An 18,432-nucleotide genomic window follows, 5' to 3' on the forward strand; every position below is an offset into this window, starting at 1 on the left:
CATTGGCAACAAAAAGCAAAGGATTGACTAGAAAGGAGCTTTTAGTAGATACGAAACTCACAAGTGGTGGCGGTTTTTCGAAATTATTGGATGAATTGGTAGCCTGTGGATTTATAAAAATTATATATCCAATTAATAAAACCAAAGAAGATTTTCTGTATCGGTTAGTAGATGAATATTCTATTTTCTATTTTAAATTTCTTCAGAATAACAAAGTCAATAGTAGTTGGTTGCAAATATCTAATACCCAATCCTATAAAACCTGGTGTGGCTATGCGTTTGAAAATTTGTCGTTTAAACATATTTTAAATATTAAAAAAGCTCTGGGAATAAATGGTATTATTTCCAATGAATATTCTTGGATAGATAAAGGGAATACACCAGAAAAGGGAGCTCAAATTGATTTTATTATTGACCGAAACGATAATTGTATTACTATTTTGGAATTAAAATTTTATGATACAGTTTTTGAAATCACTAAAAACTATGCAGAAGAACTGCAACATAAAGTCACTCTTTTCAAAAAGAAAACCAAAACAAATAAAAATGTTTTTATAACAATGCTTACAGCAAATGGTGTTAAGAACAACGAGTATTATTTGAGTGTAATTACAAACGAATTGAACCTTTCTGATTTGTTTTAAAATCCGGTTTATTGATGATTTGAAAGATGATGTATTTTACGAATTGTACAGCAGAAGAAAAATGTATTTGAGTAAATAAAAAAAATCCCAATTGGGACTTTATTTTATTTTCTTCGCACATAAATATGTTTGATGTTGTTTTTACCGCTTTCGCGTTCATCAATTTCAAATCGATTCATGCTTTTAAGAAGTGCCAACATTTTAGGAAAACCATAATTTCTTGAATCAAAATCGGGTTTCTTTTTAAGCATTAGGTTTCCTAAATCGCCCAGAAATGCCCAACCATTTTCATCCTCCAAATCAGAAATACTATCTGCAAAAAGTTTGATGATTTTTGGGTCAATTTTACTTAAAGGAATATTGGAGCTTTTAGGTTTGTTGTTTTTGGACAGCTTTTTGTTGTCTTGTTCAGAACTTATTTCGGAATCATCTTTTTTCAAAATTTCGATATAAATGAATTTATCACAAGCAGTAATAAAAGGCGTTAGTGTTTTCTTTTCCCCAATACCAATGACTTTCATGCCTGCCTCTCGCAGTCGTGTTGCCAATCGAGTAAAATCGGAGTCGCTGGAAACTATGCAAAATCCATCTACTTTTCCAGTGTAAAGTATGTCCATGGCATCAATTATCAAAGCGCTATCACTAGCATTTTTTCCAGTAGAATAGCTGTATTGCTGAATAGGAGTAATGGCATTTTCAAGTAATACATTTTTCCATCCTGAAACTGTTGGTTTGGTCCAATCGGCATAAATTCTTTTGAAAGTTGGGGTTCCGTATTTTGCAATTTCTTCAAACATTTCTTTGACATTAGCATAAGGAACGTTATCGGCATCAATTAATACGGCAAGTTTTAGATCTTTTTTAATTTCCATAGTTGGATTTTTATTTAGCAATAAATTTAAATTGCTGTAAGTCAAAGGTAAGGTATTATTTCTTAGGATTATTGTCTTCAACTAGGTCACTTAAATGCAAACGTAAGGCAGTCACTGAAATACTGATTTCCCAAAATGAGATTCCTAAAGAAGTAAGCAAGCAAAGTAAGCTCGCCGCAAAAAGATAGATACCAAAGATTTGTTGTTCTAAAAACAAGCAGAACATAGCGAAAACAGAAAGGAACAAACAAAGTACCCCGAAAAGTTGCATATATCTGATGAGCGATAGTCGTAAGTTAAGGTTTTTGATTTGTAATAATATGCTTTTGCTGTGATCTTGGTCATACGTTTTTTTTAATCCGCGTACAATTTGTGCAATTGTCAAAAAGCGATTGGTATAAGCCAATAAAATCAATGAAGTTGCTGAGAAGAGTAATGCTGGAGTTTCGATGTGGAGTGTCATTATGAAGTACGAAGTTTGATTTAAGAATACGAAGGTCGGGAAATATGTTAGATAAAAACCAGAAAGTTTTCATTCGCAGGTCATAATTTTTTCTTGTAAAAATATTATTTAATTAAATGTTTATCGATAGTTGCTTTTAATTCTTCAAATTCTTTCTCTGAAAATCCTGTTGAAGCATAGATTACCTTTCCGTTTGAATCGATTAAATAATTTCTTGGAATGTATTTAGTTGCAAAAAGGTTGTAAATCGATTTGTCTTTATCTGCAAATATTGGAAATGTAAATTTTTTAGTTTCAATAAATTTGTTGACTTCTTCCTGTGAATGATCCCTTCCAAAACTCAGAATTATGAACGTATCATTCTTTTTAAGTTTTTCCCACAAGTCTTTCTGAATATATGGCATTTCTTTCATGCAGGGTCCACACCAAGTTGCAAAAAAGTTTATCAGAATAACTTTGCCTTTATAATCAGAGAGTTTTACTGTTTTGCCATCGTTTGTTGTAAAAGAAAATTCAGGTGCAGTTTCATTAAGTTGAACCAAACTACTTTTCATATAGTCTTCTTGGCTTAGTATATTTAAGGATGTGAGGAATAATGTGATGAGAAGTATTTTTTTCATAAAAGCAATTTATTTTTTAATAATCAAATATAAGAAAAGTAATTTGTGTAAAATAAAAAAACCTGCAAGTTCCGATACTTCGGAATCACCCGCAGGTCTTAATATTTAATACTAATATCTTAATACTTAATACTAATATCTTAATACTATTTTATCAACTCAAAACTTCGCTTCACAAAAGCCGTCAATTCTTCACCTTTTAGCAATCCTTGAGAAATTTTGGCTAAGTCTAAAGCTTGTTTTACCAAACTTTCTTGTGCCGATTTGTCATCGGTATTCAAGATAGTGGTTGCCAAATCAGAGTTGGTGTTTACTACCAAATTATACATTTCGGGGAAATTGCCCATGCCGAACATTCCGCCGCCGCCAGTTTGACTCATTTCTTTCATTCGTCGCATGAATTCTGGTTGTGTGATAATAAATGGTGCTGCGCTGCTGTCCATTGGTTCTAACTGGACAGAATAGTTTGTTTTGGGTACAATTTCTTCCAAAACAGTTTTTAGCTTATTAGTTTCGTCTTCCGATAATTTTGAAATTTGAGTGTCTTCTTTTTGAATTAATTTATCGATATGATCGGAGTCAACACGAACAAAAGTCAAGTTCTCATTATCTGATTCTAATTTTTGAATTAAGTGTGAAACGATAGGCGAGTCTAGCAACAATACTTCATATCCTTTTTCTTTGGCAATTTCGATATAACCATGTTGTGCATCTTTGTTTGAAGTATAAAGCACTACTAATTTTCCGTTTTTATCGGTTTGATTGGCAGTGATGGCTTCTTTCAATTCTGCCAAAGTGTAATACTTGTCATCTACAGACGGATACAATACAAAATCACCCGCTTTCTCATAGAATTTTGGTTCCGATAACATTCCATATTCCAAAACTATTTTGATATCGTTCCATTTTTTCTCAAAATCTTCACGGTTTTCCGTGAATAATGATTTTAATTTATCGGCTACTTTGCGTGTGATATAATTGGAAATTTTCTTCACATTCCCATCCGCTTGAAGATAGGAACGCGAAACGTTCAATGGAATATCTGGAGAGTCAATTACACCTTTTAACATGCCAAGAAATTCCGGTACAATTCCTTCCACATTATCGGTAACATAGACTTGATTTTGGTATAACTGAATTTTGTCTTTTTGCAGTTGCAAATCGGCTGACATTTTTGGGAAGTATAAAATTCCAGTCAAGTTGAATGGATAATCTACATTGAGATGAATGTTGAATAATGGTTCTTCAAATTGCATTGGATACAATTCGCGGTAGAAATTTTTATAATCTTCATCGCTTAAATCAACTGGTTGTTTTGTCCAAGCTGGATTTGTATTATTGATAAAGTTGTCTACTTCAATATATTCTGTTTTATAATCTTCTGGAGCATCATCTGGTTTTGGAAGGGCTTCTTTTTTAGTACCAAATTTAATTGGCACTGGCATGAACTTGTTGTATTTAGTCAACAACTCACGGATTTTGAATTCTTCTAAAAACTCTAACGAATCTTCTGCAATGTGAAGTATAATTTCGGTTCCTCTGTCTGTTTTGTCATGAGGAACAAGCGTAAACTCTGGACTTCCGTCACATATCCAATGAGCTGCTGGTTCGTCTTTGTATGATTTGGTAATAATTTCCACTTTGGAAGCTACCATAAAAGCAGAATAAAATCCAAGACCAAAATGACCAATGATTCCTGAATCTTTGGCAGAATCTTTATATTTTTCTAAAAATTCCTCAGCTCCAGAAAAAGCGATTTGGTTGATGTATTTTTCAACCTCGTCAGCGGTCATTCCTAATCCTTGATCAATTAGATGAAGTTTTTTAGCTTCCTTATCGATTTTAACTTCTATGATTGGATTGCCATATTCTACTTTGGCATCTCCAATGCTAGCTAAATGTTTTAATTTTAAAGTAGCATCTGTGGCATTGGATACTAATTCACGTAAGAAAATTTCATGGTCGCTGTATAAAAATTTTTTAATTAGTGGAAAGATGTTTTCTACTGATACATTAATTTTTCCTGTTGTCATTTTTTTATTTATTTTTATGTTCTACAAATTGTTATTTTATAATTACTTGTCAAATAGAATACCAATATCTATAATATGACAAATTGGCGTAGGAGAATTGTAAAAGAATTTTTTAATATAATATAAAATATCATTTTAAAAATGAGTGTATATTTGTGTATATAATCATAAAAAGTATTAATAATGAAAAAAAATATTTTAGTAAGTTTATTGTCTCTTCTAATTTTTTCATGTAAATCGACAACTTCAGCAACGGCTACAAAATTGGATAACAAAACCGAAGTTGGTCTCAAAGGAGATTGGAAAATTTCATCGGTAACTTATCCAGGTTCGGATGTCATTAAAGTGACTTCTTTTGACCTAGCAGATTCTAAATGTTTTATTGGAAGTATATGGAAATTTGTATCCAACAATAATAAAGGTCAGATGACTTTGTCTAATCCAAATTGCACCAGTTATTCAACACCAATTACATGGTTTATTAATAAAGAAGGGCAATTTGTTATGAAAATTCTGGACGAAGCCAAATCCAAAACGGTAAAGTCAGGTTATGTTTTAAACATCGCAAACCTAACTGAAAATTCATTTCAGTTACTAGAAAAAATAAATATTGCTGGTAATACAGCTAATGTAGTTTATCAATTTGAAAAATTAAATTAATATAGATATGAAAAAAGTTAGTGTTTTTATAGTCATTGTGGCTGTAATTTTTAGTAATGTATTGGTGAGTTGTGAAGCAACTAAAAATGCCAACAATACCCAAAAAGGAGCTGGAATTGGCGCAATTGGAGGTGCTTTAATAGGAGGTATAATAGGCAATAATACAGGTCTTGGTACTGCTGGTGGAGCACTTATTGGTGCAGCTATTGGCGGAGGTACTGGAGCACTGATTGGGAAAAATATGGACAAGCAGGCCAGAGAAATTGAAACTGCTTTGCCTGGAGCACAAGTGGAAAGAGTAGGAGAAGGCATAAGATTGGTATTGGGTGAAAATGCAGTCCGATTTGATACCAGTAAGTCAACATTAACGGCTGCCGCCAAAGCAAATTTGGATAAATTAGTTCCAGTTTTTAATCAATATCCAGATACTAACATTCAAATTTTTGGTTATACTGATAGTACTGGTTCTCCAGAATTTAATTTAAGACTGTCAGAACAAAGAGCTATTTCTGTAGAAAAATATTTAGAGTCTAAAGGTTTAAATATGTCACGTTTTAAAATGGTTGGTATGGGAATCGCTGATCCTATAGCATCTAATGACACGCCAGAAGGAAGAAGTCAAAACCGACGTGTTGAGTTTGCCATCACAGCAAATGAAAAAATGGTACAAGACGCTCAAAAACAATCGGGTAAATAGTTTTAATGCATTCTAAATTCAAAAGCTGTCTAAACTAAGGCGGCTTTTTTTATGCAACATAATTTTAACAAAATATTTTGTTTAATAAAAATTAAAAATAATTAAACAATACTTATCTTTACACAGTATTTAAAATCAATGATATGGCCACTACAAAAAAAGCAAAAGCTACAAGTGAAATAATAGATGATACTAAAATCGTTTCATTATACATGAATTATGTTTTGGAACATCAAGAAGCTCCTAAAAATGTATTTACTTTTTGTAAATATAATGCGATTGAAGAAAGTGATTTTTATTCATTTTTTGGTTCATTTGATACTATAAGACAACAAATATGGGTTAAGTTTTTTGAGAATACTTTAGCCACTATTGAAAAAGAGGCTGCTTTTGAAACCTATTCGGATAAGAACAAACTGCTTACGTTTCATTTTACGTTGTTTGAACTACTAACTTTAAACAGAAGTTATGTTTTATATTCTTTAAGAGATAATAAGGAAGGATTGAAAAATTTAAAAGATTTAAAACTTTTCCGAAATGATTTTAAAGATTTTATAAAAAGCATCATGCAATCAAATCTAGAGGAAAGAAGTGATAAGTTGTCTCGGGTAACTGAGCCAGTTTTTTCTGAAGGCGCATGGATTCAGTTTTTGTTTATTTTGAAATTTTGGATGGATGATTCATCCAAAGGTTTTGAAAAAACAGATGTTCTCATAGAGAAATCAGTAAATACTGTCGTTGATTTATTGGATACAAAACCTCTTGAAAGTTTGTTCGACTTGGGTAAATTCCTTTGGAAGGAAAAAAAGTAATAATGAAAACATTAGATAAAATACCAACTGGAAAAATAGAGCGCGCCACCCAGTTAGTTAAAACTGGTTTCAAAGTCGGTGGAAACTATTTTGCTTATTATGGTGAAAAAATAGTAAATCCTACATTGAATCGCGATAAATTGAATGAAAATAATGCCGAAGATATTTATGATGGATTAAAAAACTTGAAAGGAAGTGCTTTGAAAGTAGCTCAAATGTTGAGTATGGACAAAAGTATTATGCCACAAGCTTATGTTGATAAATTTTCCTTGTCACAATTTTCGGTTCCGCCATTATCAGCCCCCTTAGTTAGAAAAACTTTTAAAAAATATTTAGGAAAATATCCAGAAGAAATATACGATTCGTTCACTCCAGATGCTATGAATGCTGCGAGTATCGGTCAGGTCCACAAAGCAACCAAAGACGGGAAAAAATTTGCTGTGAAAATCCAATATCCTGGAGTGGCGGATAGTATAAGTTCTGATTTGGCTTTGGTAAAACCATTTGCAACACGAATGTTTAACATTAAAGGTAAAGATTCGGATAAATATTTTAAAGAAGTTGAGGATAAATTGTTAGAAGAGACTGATTATGTTTTAGAGTTAAAACAAAGTCAAGAAGTTTCTGAATGGTGTAAAAAAATCGATAACCTTCGTTTTCCAGAATATTATCCAATGTTATCGTCAGAAAAAATATTAACTATGCAATGGATTGATGGTGAACATCTTTCGGAGTTTACCGCTCATAATCAAGATAGAAATAAAGGTGATAAAATAGGGCAAGCGATGTGGGATTTTTATATGTACCAAATGCACTATTTGAAACAAGTGCACGCTGATCCTCATCCTGGAAATTTTTTGATTGATAAAGATGATAATTTAGTTGCCATTGATTTTGGTTGTATCAAGCATGTGCCAAATGAGTTTTATGTTCCTTATTTTGAATTGGCTAAGCCAGAAATCATCGATAATCCCAAACTGTTCAATGATAAATTATATGAATTAGAGATTTTGCGATTGGATGATAGTAAAGAAGAAATAAAATATTTTACCAAAATTTTTCATGATTTATTGAGTTTGTTTACAAAACCGTTTCATGGCGATTTTTTCGATTTTTCTGATGAAGATTTTTTTGGTCAAATTGCTCAAATGGGTGAAGATTTTGCCAAAGATTCTCAGTTGAGAAAAATGAATGGTAATAGAGGTTCTAAACACTTTTTATATATAAATAGAACATTTTTTGGACTGTATAATTTGTTACACGATTTAAAAGCCAGAGTTAACACTAGGTCATTTGAAAAATATATTTCTTAATTGAAATGAAGATTGTTTATTGGTTAAGTTGAAAAGAGCGACGATTCACGTTTGAGTTTTCGCTGTTTTTTTACACTAACTTTGTATGAATAATTTATATAAAAAGGATGTTACAAGTTCAAGATATTTCATTTTCGTATAAAGAAAAAGTAACTATAAATTCTGTCTCTTTTGAATTAAATAAAGGAAAAAATATAGCCATCATTGGTGAGAGCGGTTGTGGAAAAAGCACATTACTCAAATTAATTTATGGATTGTATGATTTGAATGATGGTCATATTTTTTGGAATGAAAAGGAAATTTTAGGACCAAAATTCAATATTATTCCCGGAATGGATTTCATTAAATACTTGGCTCAAGATTTTGACTTGATGCCTTTTATAACAGTTTCCGAAAATATTGGTAAATACCTTTCTAATATTTATCCACAAGTAAAAAAAGATAGGATTACCGAACTACTTGAGATAGTAGAAATGACAGATTATGCTAATGTGAAAGCCAAAAACTTAAGCGGTGGTCAAATGCAGCGTGTTGCTATTGCTAGAGTTTTAGCACTTGAGCCCGAAGTTTTATTATTAGACGAACCTTTTAGTCATATCGATAATTTTCGAAAGAATAGTTTGCGAAGAAACCTTTTTGCCTATTTGAAAGAAAAACAAATTACAACTATCATTGCAACACATGACTCAACTGATGTTTTATCGTTTGCTGATGAAGTTTTGGTTATGAAAGCCGGACAAGTTATTGAAAATGGTACTCCAAAATATATTTTTGAAAATCCAAAAGATAAGTATGTTGCTTCACTTTTTGGTGATGCAAATGAAATAGTTGTTGATGGAGTTCCATACTTTGTTTATCCGCATCAATTGGAAATTGTAGCAGATTCGGATTTGAAAGTTGAAATAGTAAATTCTTATTTCAGAGGAAGTCATTATTTGATTGAAGCGAAATTCGTGAATGAAGTTTTGTTTTTTGAAAATGATTTCGATATTTCAAAAGGAATTCAGGTTTGTCTTAAAATGAAATAGACTTCTAAAAACAGTTCAGAAGTCTATCCACATTTTATTTAACACTTATCGCTAGTTTTTTAAATACTTTTCTAAGAATTGATCTTCTTCCCATAACAAATGAAGAATATTTTCTTTGGCAGCATAACCATGTGATTCTTTGGGTAACAAAACTAATCGTACAGGTGCGCCTAAATTTTTCAATGCTTGAAAATATCGCTCTGATTGTAAAGTAAACGTCCCTGGATTATTATCGGCATCACCATGCACCAGTAATAAAGGAGTTTTCATTTTATCTGCATTCATAAAGGGTGACATTTCGTTATAAACAGTTGGAACATCCCAATAATTACGCTGTTCACTTTGAAAACCAAACGGTGTTAATGTTCTGTTGTATGCGCCACTTCTAGCAATTCCACAAGCAAATAAATTAGAATGAGTAAGTAAATTAGCGGTCATGAATGCTCCATAAGAGTGACCACCAACAGCTACTTTTTTACGATTGATATACCCCAAATTGTCAACAGCATTTATAGCAGCTTCAGCATCGTCAACTAATTGAGAGATGAAAGTATCGTTTGGCTCGGTAGTTCCTTCTCCAATAATTGGGAAAGAAGCATCATCAAGAACGGCATAACCTTTGGTTACCCAATAGACAAAAGAACCATAGTTGGGAAAGGTAAATTCATTCGGGTTTTTATCGCTTTGTCCAGCCGAATTTTTATCCTTAAACTCTGCTGGATAAGCCCAAATTAAAAGGGGTAATTTCTCTTTCTTAGTTCTATCATAACCAGCGGGTAGATATAAAGTTCCCGATAAATCTACACCATCTTTTCTCTTGTATTTAATCACTTCTTTATATACATTTTTAATGCTTTCAAAAGGATTTTTGAAAGAAGTAATAGGCGATAATTTCCCCGATTTTATATTTCTAAAATAATAGTTTGGATAGTCATTTTTCGATTGAATCATGACTAAAACAGTACCTTTTTTGTAATCTTCAATTGATAATAAATCTTCTTTTTTGTCTTTGGAATTAGAGGTATAAAGGCGTTTTGTTTTTAATGTTTTTAAGTTGAATTCATCTATAAATGGGAATTGACCATCTTTAGTATTTCCGTCTCCAATTAAGTATGCATTACCATTTTCTGTGGCAATAACATATCTTCCAAACTCATTCTTTTTTGTTTCAAAATTACCCGGATCAGAGTAAATATCTTGCGAATTTCTATCTGAAATTATTTTAGGTGCATCATTTGGACTGGATGGATTTACTAAATACGTTTTGGTATTTCTGGTATCATACCAGCTATCATATGCAATTGCAAAAGTATCATTTCCCCACATAATGCCCTCAAAGCGTTGTTGCGTTTTCATCATTGCTATTGCTTCTGAATTAAAAGGAGCATTCCATTGAAAAATTTCATCTCTATAATCCACTTTTTTGGCTTGATCACCTTCATCAAGTGCTTCTACATAAACTAGACTTGCTGGTTTATCGGCTCTCCAATTCATGCTTCTTTTTCCTTTTCGAACAGAGGAAAATCCTTTTGGCATAATTTCCGTCAATGGAACTTCGTTTACTACTTTAATTTCTTTTCCTGAAACATCATAAACAATACTTTTTTGAGGGAAGCGACTCATAGGAACTATGTAAGAATATGGTTTTTGAATTGTGGTAAGCATCACATAATTTCCATCAGGGGAAAAACTTTCTCCAGCATAAATTGCAGCCGATTTGTATAATTCCATCGTTCCCGATAGTGATATTTTGTACAATTCTGAAGTTACTAAAGCATCAAAATTGGCCTCATCATTTTTGTTTTTTAATAAATCCTGATAGGTTCTGTTTTGTGATTTTGAGCCATCGCTTACAGATACCGTTGGTCCTTTTGGCAATTCTTTTTTCTCATTAATCAAAGCTTGTCTATTTTTAGGCAATACTTTAACTAATAAGGTTTGATTGTCTTTCATCCAATTGTATGGACTGCCTAAATTGGCATTTAAATTATCGGTTGTTATTTTTTTTGCCGAAGCAGAGGCAACATCAATATACCATAGTTCAACTCCAGTATTGGTAGTATGTGTAAAAGCAATTTTTGTTTCATTTGGCGACCATGAAATGTTTGTCAATCTAGCATTTGAAGGAAGCCCAGTCACTTGTATTTCCTCTTTGGCAGAAATTTTTCTAATTTTAAGATTATTAATATAGGTAACCGTACTTGAAATATTGGTTATCGGATTGATTCTTAAACCTCCTAATCGCATCTCTTCTTGGTTTAAATCATTAAGCGATTTATAGGTGTTTCTGTAACTCAACAGCATGTATTCTTTTTTTGTGTCCATGCTCACTGATGGCGCTCTTTCATAATCAGCAAGAGCTAAAATTTCAGCTGAAGGTTTTTGGTACGTAATGTTTTCTTGAGCATTGATAACAAAAAAAGTCAGAAGAAGTAAAATTGAAAGATGTTTTTTCATGATATTTATTTTAGTTTACTGTTAGAGTTATAATTTAAATTTTGTTACAATCGTTTTACTATTTATAGTATTAAATAAAATAAAAGTAAAATTCAAAAATACAGAATAAAGTAAAAATTTATATAGCAAATGAATTTTTAATTTTAACTAATCAACATGATTGTTTTATTTCAAATATCAAATTGATAAAAATTGGTTAAACAAACACATTACTATTTAAAAGTTGATTATTTTTGGATTTAATTTTTATCAATTTAACAACTAAATAATGTATCACTCAAAAATAAATGGTTTAGGATTTTACGTCCCAAATAATATTGTTACCAATGATGATTTATCCAAAATCATGGATACAAGCGATGAATGGATTCAAGAAAGGACCGGTATAAAAGAAAGACGCCACATCATTAGAGGTGAAGATACCACAACATCAATGGGTGTAAAGGCAGCCAAAATTGCTATTGAACGCTCGGGTTTGACCAATGATGAAATTGATTTTATAGTTTTTGCAACTATTTCGCCTGATTATTATTTTCCAGGTCCTGGAGTTGCTTTGCAAAAAGAATTAGAATTAAAAACTATTGGAGCATTAGACATAAGAAATCAATGTTCGGGATTTATTTATGCCTTATCTGTGGCTGACCAATATATAAAAACCGGAATGTATAAAAACATATTAGTTGTGGCTTCAGAGTTACAATCTTTAGGTTTAGATATGACTGATAGAGGAAGAAGTGTTTCGGTAATTTTTGGAGATGGAGCAGGAGCAGCCATTATTTCAAGAGAAACAGATTTAACCAAAGGAATTTTATCCACACACTTGCATTCTGAAGGGGAACATGCCGCAGAATTAGCCGTTTTAGCACCCGGAATGGGCGGAAGATGGATTACAGAAATCATTGCTGACAATGATCCAAACGATGAAAGTTATTACCCAGTTATGAACGGACAATTTGTTTTTAAAAATGCAGTGGTTCGTTTTAGCGAAGTTATTAATGAAGGATTACAAGCCAATAATTTAGAAGTTTCGGATATTGATTTGTTAATTCCGCATCAGGCCAATTTACGAATTTCGCAATTCATTCAGCAAAAATTTAAACTGACAGACGATCAAGTTTTTAATAACATTCAAAAATACGGAAATACTACTGCAGCTTCTATTCCTATTGCATTGACGGAAGCATGGGAACAAGGAAAAATAAAAAAAGGTGACACGATTGTTTTAGCCGCTTTTGGTAGTGGATTTACTTGGGCAAGCGCTATTATTAAATGGTAATTTTTTTATTTTTGCAAAAAATTTAAAATAAATATCATGACACGTAAAGTTGTTCACAATTCTGGACAAGCCCAATTGTTTAAAAATAAGTATTTAGAAATGTTGACCAAAACTGATCCATTGGTCATTTGGGGAGTTTATATTCCTATTTTATCCTTTCTTTTATATAAATCACATATTACATTTTCGTTACCAATTAATACTGTAATTTTTTTATTTGTGATGGGAATGTTGTATTGGACTTTGTTTGAATATTTAGCACATCGTTATATTTTTCATTGGATAAGTGATAATGTTAAAATAAAAAAAATATCTTATATTTTACACGGAAATCATCATGAATATCCTCGAGATAGGCAACGATTATTTATGCCTTTGGTTCCAAGTTTAATTTTAGCCACAACACTTTTTAGTATACACTATTTGGTTTTTTGGGATTATAATTGGGCATTTTTTCCAGGATTTATGTTTGGCTATTTATTATATGCTTCAACCCATTATGCTATTCATGCTTTTGAACCACCATTTGAATTTATGAAACCTTTATGGAGAAATCACCAAATGCATCATTATAGAAATGAACATCTTGGTTTTGGGGTAAGTAATACATTTTGGGATAGAATTTTCAAAACTTCATTTGATTTAAGAAAGCATAAAGAAGATCCTGAAAAAGCAAAAGAATTAAAATTTAAATAAAAAAAACGGTTGTTTCATCTATATGTTGAAACAACCGTTTTTTAATTTTTATTTTTTTTGATATTTTAAAGAGGTTTAATAGAAAAAAGTATTTGGTAAAAACCTTTCTAAACACTTTAAAATATAATGTTTACAAATATTTAGAATTATCTTTTCATTGCAAAATGCGCTTTAAATTCTTGTTCTACTTGGTTTTCATCTTTGTAAGTTACGCTAAACCAATAATCATCTGAAGGCATTAAATTACCATTGTAAGTTCCGTCCCATCCAGAGTTGCTCGGTTTGATTTGTTTTAATATTTTACCATAACGATCATAAATTAGAATACTGGCGCTTGGTTGGTTTGATAAATCTTTTATGTTCCAAGTGTCATTATATCCATCACTATTAGGAGTGAAAAATTTTGGATAGTTTATTACCACTGCCTGTGCGGTTGAAATACCACAACCGTTTTTATCTCTTACGGTTATAATATGAATACCGGATGATACATTTTGGAAGATAGGACTATCTTGAAAAGGACCATTATCTAATTGATATTCAAAATTATTTCCTTGTCCAGTTGCAACAACAGTGATGGTTTGTGTGTCTGCAAAATCTTCACTTACTGTATAGGTTACGATAGCTGGTTCAGATGGACTTACGGTCACATTTATTGGTACTGAGCTACAACCAGTTGCAATACTTGTTGCCACTAAAGTATAAACTCCAGGTAATATAGCTTGATAAGAATTTCCACTTCCAACTGTTGCTCCAGCTTCATTTGTCCAAACAAAATGATGAGTAGCAGTACTCAAACCACTAAAAATTATATAAGGATTCAATAAAGTTCCAGTCTCACTATCAATACAGATTATTCCATCAATTGGAGTTGGTTCAGGTAATTTATTCACAATTATGGTGATAGTTTTGATATCATAGCAACTTGGCGCTAATGTATTGTTGACTCTTACATAAATAGTAGTAAGACTAGTCGATGTAACCGCATTAGATTCATTCGTCGCATTTGCTAAACTTTCATAATAAGCTATTGTAAATTCAGCTCCAGTTTGTGTTCCAAGAACAGCGGCTGTTAGAGTCGTTAAATCAAAAGAAGTTACACCATCATTTGTACCGTCTTCATCGCAAACGGTTCTTAGCGTTGAAGAAACCGAATTAGCTATTGGTGTGTCAATTATAGTTACTGTAAATGAACTTTCATCTGAACAACTCGGTGAAAAGGGCGAAAAGGCATAAACATAAATTGTTTGCGATGAAGAAATTACAGTTCCAGAAGCTAATGTACTTCCAGTTCCATTTGCACCAGTGAAATATTGTCCAACTGTTAATGTTGGCAAAGTATAATTTTCACAAATGGTAACGTTTGGAATATTATCTACATTAAAAATTGTTACTGTAAAACTTGCCTGACTAACACAATCAGGGAAGGTAGCAGAATTAGCAAATACATATATTGTTTGAGTCGACGTTATACTATCTCCTGCATTTAATAAATTCCCTGTTCCATTAGGACCAGTGTAATAGTTTCCAATTGATAAAGGACTTAGTGTATAGGAATTACAAGAATTAACATTTAAAAATGTTGGTAAAATAGGTGTATTGTTAATCGTTACGGTAAATGAAGTTTCATCCATACAAGAAAAACCAGTTCTAATTTGAGATTCTTTGAAAATGAATATCGTTTGGGTTGTGGTTATTACAGTCCCCTGTAAAATTTCAACTCCACTGCCATTTGGTCCACCAGATTGAGTATAATATTTGTTATTAGTAGTTAATGATGGTAATGTGTAATTATCACAGGCGGTAACATTTGCCAAAGTATCAGCACTTGTAGAAAAAATATTTATTTGGAAACTATTTTGTGCACTACATGGTGGAGTTGTATTGGATACAGCATAAATATAAATTCTTTGAGATGAAGTAATTACTGTTCCAGGAGTTAACAATGTGCCATTTCCATTTGGTTCTGTGTAATAATCACCAACATTTAGCGCTGTTAAAACATATTGATCACATATGTCAATATCTGAACGTGAGTCAATTTGTGGAATTCCAATAACAGAAACAGTAAAACTGCTTTGATTAAAACAAACACTGTTTAATCTCCTAAAAATATAAATAGTTTGATTGGCAATTATAGCATCACCAGGATTAAGCATTGTTCCTGTTCCATCAATTCCTGTATAATACTCACCATTGGCAAGGTTTGGTAAGGTATAACTTTCACAAACAGAAACGTCATTTAAAACATCAATTTGTGGTTGAGTAAAAGTTAAAGTGAAGGATAAATTATCAGTACAATTATTTTGACCACTTGTTGTTGGCGCATAAATATATATGGTCATATTTTCATTTATCAAACTACCAGCAGGAATAATTGTACCGGTTCCGTTTGGACCAGTAAAATAGTTACCAACCGCAAGACCTGGTAGTGTATATCCATTACATTGGTCAATATTTGCAGGTGGTTCAATTCCAATTATTACTTCAAAACTATCCTCGTCCGAACAAGGTGTTGCACCAGTAGTAGCGAAGTACACATAAACAGTTTGACTTGTTGTTATTTCAGTTCCAGCAGGAATCTGATTTCCATTTCCTCCAGATTGTGTGTAGTAATTTCCGAGAGTTAGTGCTGGTAATGTATATGAATTACATTCAAAAACATCATTTCTATTTCCCACTTCAATTGTTGGTATAATAGTAATATTAAAGCTTGAGTCAACAACACAAGGTGGTGTGGTGGTGGTAGATGTATAATAGTAATAAACTAATTGAGATGATGAGATAACAGTTCCAGCTGGTATTTCGGTTCCACCACCACCAGGCGCGGTGAAGTATTTTCCATATTGTAATGATGGTAATGAATAGTTTCCACAACTGTTTACATCATCTGGTGTGAGTTCATTTTCATCTATAATAGTTACTAAGAATGAGCTACCAGCTCCACAATTACCAGGTCCACCCGGTTGATTATAAATATAGATTGTTTGAGTTTGGGTAATTATATCACCAGCAAACATAGGTGTGCCAGAGCCGTTTGCGGCAGAAAAATAATTTCCATTTGTCAATGTAGGTAATATATAATTGTCACACACAATAACGTTTTCTAGTCTATCGACCAGTGGTAGTGGAGTTATAACTAAGTTAAAACTAGTGATGCTAAAGCAAGATGGATCACTAACGTTTTGTACTCTTACAAATATAGTTTGACCACTGGAAAATATAGATGATATGGGATTTAAGGCATTATTAGCATTATTTAATGACGTATGATATGTTACTAAATTTATTGTGCTTGACTGACCATTTAAGATTGCAGCTGATTGTTGTGTTAAATTAAAAGATGCATTATTAAATGTTGATGTAGAACATTTAACCCAGTTCTGAGGTTGATTAGCAACTGGTGGAGCAGAAGTCAATAATTGAAATGATTTTACAATAAAACATGGACTATTAGGCAATTGAATTCTTACGAATACTGTTTGACCAGCTGCACTATTGTATTGCAATGGTAACGGATTTAGATTGTTCACGGCATCATTTTGTGTCGCAAAATAGTTTACAGATGTTAAAGGATCTAGACCTTGTTTTACCACAGCAGTATTTAAATTTAAATTAAAAGTATAAGTTCCTGCACCACTATCACATCTGTAAACAGGTGTTGGATTTGGAGATGAAATTTCTGGATAATACTCCACTTGTATAGTATCTGTTAAAGGCGAACAAGTACTAAAAAGATTTGTGTATGTCACACTGTAATTTCCAGCTTGATTCACGGTTAAAGTAGCACCATTCTCACCTGTTAAAATTACATCATCTTTTTTCCAAACAAATGAATAATTGGAAGGGTTTAAGCCAGTATTTATATTATGTGCGGTTCCGAAACACAATGCATTATTTGTGGTCGCTAACAAATCAAGACCTAACACATCTTGTCCAATGTTAAAACTATCCGAAGAAATAAATATTGCAGAGTCAGATTGCGGGTCAACTCTGTCGGCTATTACTAATTTTATATGATAAGGTACTCCTGGTATCAACGCTGATGCTGCAGTTAAAACTTTTGTTTGACCGTTAAAGTTTGTTGCCGAATTTAAAGCATTTGAACCACCATTAAAACTACCAAAGTATTGCGCATTGACTGACGGACAAGCAGAATTGTATTGATTATCCCGAATGGTGACAACTGAAATAGGAAGATTAGTATTTGGAACTACAGCTAAATTTGTAGTTACACCAGTATTCATATTGGTTAGTAAAAATGCAAAAGAATCGGAAAATAAACATTGAAAATTACCATATTCCTCGGAAGCAAAAATAAAATCAAAACTAAAATTGGGAGAGATAGGTGTAAAATCAAATTCTAAAACTGTGGCGTTTTTAGAAACCATGGTAATCCCAGAAGCTGCTAATGTAGCTTCTAAATTTGAGTCACCAAGCCAGGAAGTTGAACCCTCGTTAAGGATTGAGGTGTTTGGTCCAGATGCATTTGTAGCACTTCCAGTACTTATTACTACACCACTTTGCATTGGGAAGTTTGGATTTGTATTTTGGAAATATCCAATTCCATTGGACGAACCAAAATTTGTTCCCGTACTCCAAGAAATATTAGTAGCAGAAACACAAGGCGAATTAATTAACACATTATTTACCAATTGTGGTACAGTGTAACTTGTGGAACTTACCGTAATTGATTGTGAAAAACCGTATGAGGTAAGCATGATCGTAATTAAAAGTATTATTTTTTTCATGATATGGGGATTTTGACTATACAAATATTGATAAATCAGTCGTTAAAAAGCAAAAAAAATCGATGTAATGCACAATTATTTAAATTAATTATATACTAAACTTACAAAAA

General features: G+C 32.1%; 14 protein-coding genes. 8 read left to right on the forward strand and 6 right to left on the reverse strand.

Going from position 1 to position 18,432, the window contains the following annotated elements; genetic code table 11:
* A partial coding sequence (locus ACK5ON_RS12195; protein ID WP_409822889.1) for a hypothetical protein occupies nt 1-644 on the forward strand: 644 nt, incomplete at its 5' end.
* A gap of 104 nt (nt 645-748) precedes the next feature.
* On the opposite strand, the gene ACK5ON_RS12200 is transcribed toward ACK5ON_RS12195, so the two are convergent.
* The 4 genes from ACK5ON_RS12200 to htpG all read right to left on the reverse strand — a co-directional run bounded on the left by ACK5ON_RS12200 (nt 749) and on the right by htpG (nt 4,632).
* Entirely contained in the window at nt 749-1,516 is a 768-nt protein-coding gene (locus ACK5ON_RS12200) for an NYN domain-containing protein (protein WP_396173610.1), read from the reverse strand.
* A 55-nt stretch (nt 1,517-1,571) separates the two neighbouring features.
* Entirely contained in the window at nt 1,572-1,979 is a 408-nt protein-coding gene (locus ACK5ON_RS12205; RefSeq protein WP_396173608.1) for a DUF2721 domain-containing protein, read from the reverse strand.
* A gap of 104 nt (nt 1,980-2,083) precedes the next feature.
* On the reverse strand, nt 2,084-2,599 hold the full coding sequence (locus tag ACK5ON_RS12210) for a TlpA family protein disulfide reductase (RefSeq protein WP_409822892.1): 516 nt from the start codon (nt 2,597-2,599) through the stop codon (nt 2,084-2,086).
* Between the two features lie 146 nt (nt 2,600-2,745).
* Complete coding sequence (gene htpG, locus ACK5ON_RS12215; RefSeq protein ID WP_396173604.1) at nt 2,746-4,632, reverse strand: molecular chaperone HtpG; 1,887 nt, start codon at nt 4,630-4,632, stop codon at nt 2,746-2,748.
* Between the two features lie 183 nt (nt 4,633-4,815).
* Between htpG and ACK5ON_RS12220 the strand changes: the two genes are divergently transcribed.
* The 5 genes from ACK5ON_RS12220 to ACK5ON_RS12240 all read left to right on the forward strand — a co-directional run bounded on the left by ACK5ON_RS12220 (nt 4,816) and on the right by ACK5ON_RS12240 (nt 9,142).
* A complete protein-coding gene (locus ACK5ON_RS12220) occupies nt 4,816-5,292 on the forward strand; it encodes a lipocalin family protein (RefSeq protein WP_409822895.1) in 477 nt (158 codons plus the stop codon).
* 7 nt (nt 5,293-5,299) lie between these two features.
* Nucleotides 5,300-5,989, forward strand: a complete 690-nt coding sequence (locus tag ACK5ON_RS12225) for an OmpA family protein (RefSeq protein WP_409822898.1) — start codon at nt 5,300-5,302, stop codon at nt 5,987-5,989.
* Between the two features lie 143 nt (nt 5,990-6,132).
* Nucleotides 6,133-6,801 carry a TetR family transcriptional regulator C-terminal domain-containing protein gene (locus ACK5ON_RS12230; protein WP_409822901.1) on the forward strand — a complete coding sequence of 223 codons (669 nt, stop codon included), beginning with the start codon at nt 6,133-6,135 and terminating at the stop codon, nt 6,799-6,801.
* A gap of 2 nt (nt 6,802-6,803) precedes the next feature.
* On the forward strand, nt 6,804-8,114 hold the full coding sequence (locus ACK5ON_RS12235) for an ABC1 kinase family protein (protein WP_409822904.1): 1,311 nt from the start codon (nt 6,804-6,806) through the stop codon (nt 8,112-8,114).
* A 107-nt stretch (nt 8,115-8,221) separates the two neighbouring features.
* Entirely contained in the window at nt 8,222-9,142 is a 921-nt protein-coding gene (locus tag ACK5ON_RS12240; RefSeq protein WP_409822908.1) for an ABC transporter ATP-binding protein, read from the forward strand.
* Between the two features lie 51 nt (nt 9,143-9,193).
* On the opposite strand, the gene ACK5ON_RS12245 is transcribed toward ACK5ON_RS12240, so the two are convergent.
* On the reverse strand, nt 9,194-11,599 hold the full coding sequence (locus ACK5ON_RS12245) for a prolyl oligopeptidase family serine peptidase (protein ID WP_409822911.1): 2,406 nt from the start codon (nt 11,597-11,599) through the stop codon (nt 9,194-9,196).
* 268 nt (nt 11,600-11,867) lie between these two features.
* On the opposite strand from ACK5ON_RS12245, the gene ACK5ON_RS12250 reads away from it, so the two are divergent.
* Both ACK5ON_RS12250 and ACK5ON_RS12255 read left to right on the forward strand, forming a co-directional pair.
* Nucleotides 11,868-12,875 carry a 3-oxoacyl-ACP synthase III family protein gene (locus ACK5ON_RS12250; protein WP_409822914.1) on the forward strand — a complete coding sequence of 336 codons (1,008 nt, stop codon included), beginning with the start codon at nt 11,868-11,870 and terminating at the stop codon, nt 12,873-12,875.
* Nucleotides 12,876-12,911: 36 nt separating this feature from the next.
* Complete coding sequence (locus tag ACK5ON_RS12255) at nt 12,912-13,571, forward strand: sterol desaturase family protein (RefSeq protein WP_409822917.1); 660 nt, start codon at nt 12,912-12,914, stop codon at nt 13,569-13,571.
* Between the two features lie 146 nt (nt 13,572-13,717).
* Here ACK5ON_RS12255 and ACK5ON_RS12260 read toward each other — a convergent pair whose 3' ends face one another.
* Nucleotides 13,718-18,322 carry a choice-of-anchor L domain-containing protein gene (locus tag ACK5ON_RS12260; protein WP_409822920.1) on the reverse strand — a complete coding sequence of 1,535 codons (4,605 nt, stop codon included), beginning with the start codon at nt 18,320-18,322 and terminating at the stop codon, nt 13,718-13,720.
* Between the last annotated feature and the right edge of the window lie 110 nt (nt 18,323-18,432).

Source organism: Flavobacterium sp. (assembly GCF_046317795.1).
GTDB lineage: Bacteria > Bacteroidota > Bacteroidia > Flavobacteriales > Flavobacteriaceae > Flavobacterium.

Coding starts and splice junctions, on each gene's coding strand:
- ACK5ON_RS12200 (WP_396173610.1), bottom strand. CDS start 1,516: ATGGAAATTAAAAAAGATCTAAAACTTGCCGTATTAATTGATGCCGAT.
- ACK5ON_RS12205 (WP_396173608.1), bottom strand. CDS start 1,979: ATGACACTCCACATCGAAACTCCAGCATTACTCTTCTCAGCAACTTCA.
- ACK5ON_RS12210 (WP_409822892.1), bottom strand. CDS start 2,599: ATGAAAAAAATACTTCTCATCACATTATTCCTCACATCCTTAAATATA.
- htpG (WP_396173604.1), bottom strand. CDS start 4,632: ATGACAACAGGAAAAATTAATGTATCAGTAGAAAACATCTTTCCACTA.
- ACK5ON_RS12220 (WP_409822895.1), top strand. CDS start 4,816: ATGAAAAAAAATATTTTAGTAAGTTTATTGTCTCTTCTAATTTTTTCA.
- ACK5ON_RS12225 (WP_409822898.1), top strand. CDS start 5,300: ATGAAAAAAGTTAGTGTTTTTATAGTCATTGTGGCTGTAATTTTTAGT.
- ACK5ON_RS12230 (WP_409822901.1), top strand. CDS start 6,133: ATGGCCACTACAAAAAAAGCAAAAGCTACAAGTGAAATAATAGATGAT.
- ACK5ON_RS12235 (WP_409822904.1), top strand. CDS start 6,804: ATGAAAACATTAGATAAAATACCAACTGGAAAAATAGAGCGCGCCACC.
- ACK5ON_RS12240 (WP_409822908.1), top strand. CDS start 8,222: ATGTTACAAGTTCAAGATATTTCATTTTCGTATAAAGAAAAAGTAACT.
- ACK5ON_RS12245 (WP_409822911.1), bottom strand. CDS start 11,599: ATGAAAAAACATCTTTCAATTTTACTTCTTCTGACTTTTTTTGTTATC.
- ACK5ON_RS12250 (WP_409822914.1), top strand. CDS start 11,868: ATGTATCACTCAAAAATAAATGGTTTAGGATTTTACGTCCCAAATAAT.
- ACK5ON_RS12255 (WP_409822917.1), top strand. CDS start 12,912: ATGACACGTAAAGTTGTTCACAATTCTGGACAAGCCCAATTGTTTAAA.
- ACK5ON_RS12260 (WP_409822920.1), bottom strand. CDS start 18,322: ATGAAAAAAATAATACTTTTAATTACGATCATGCTTACCTCATACGGT.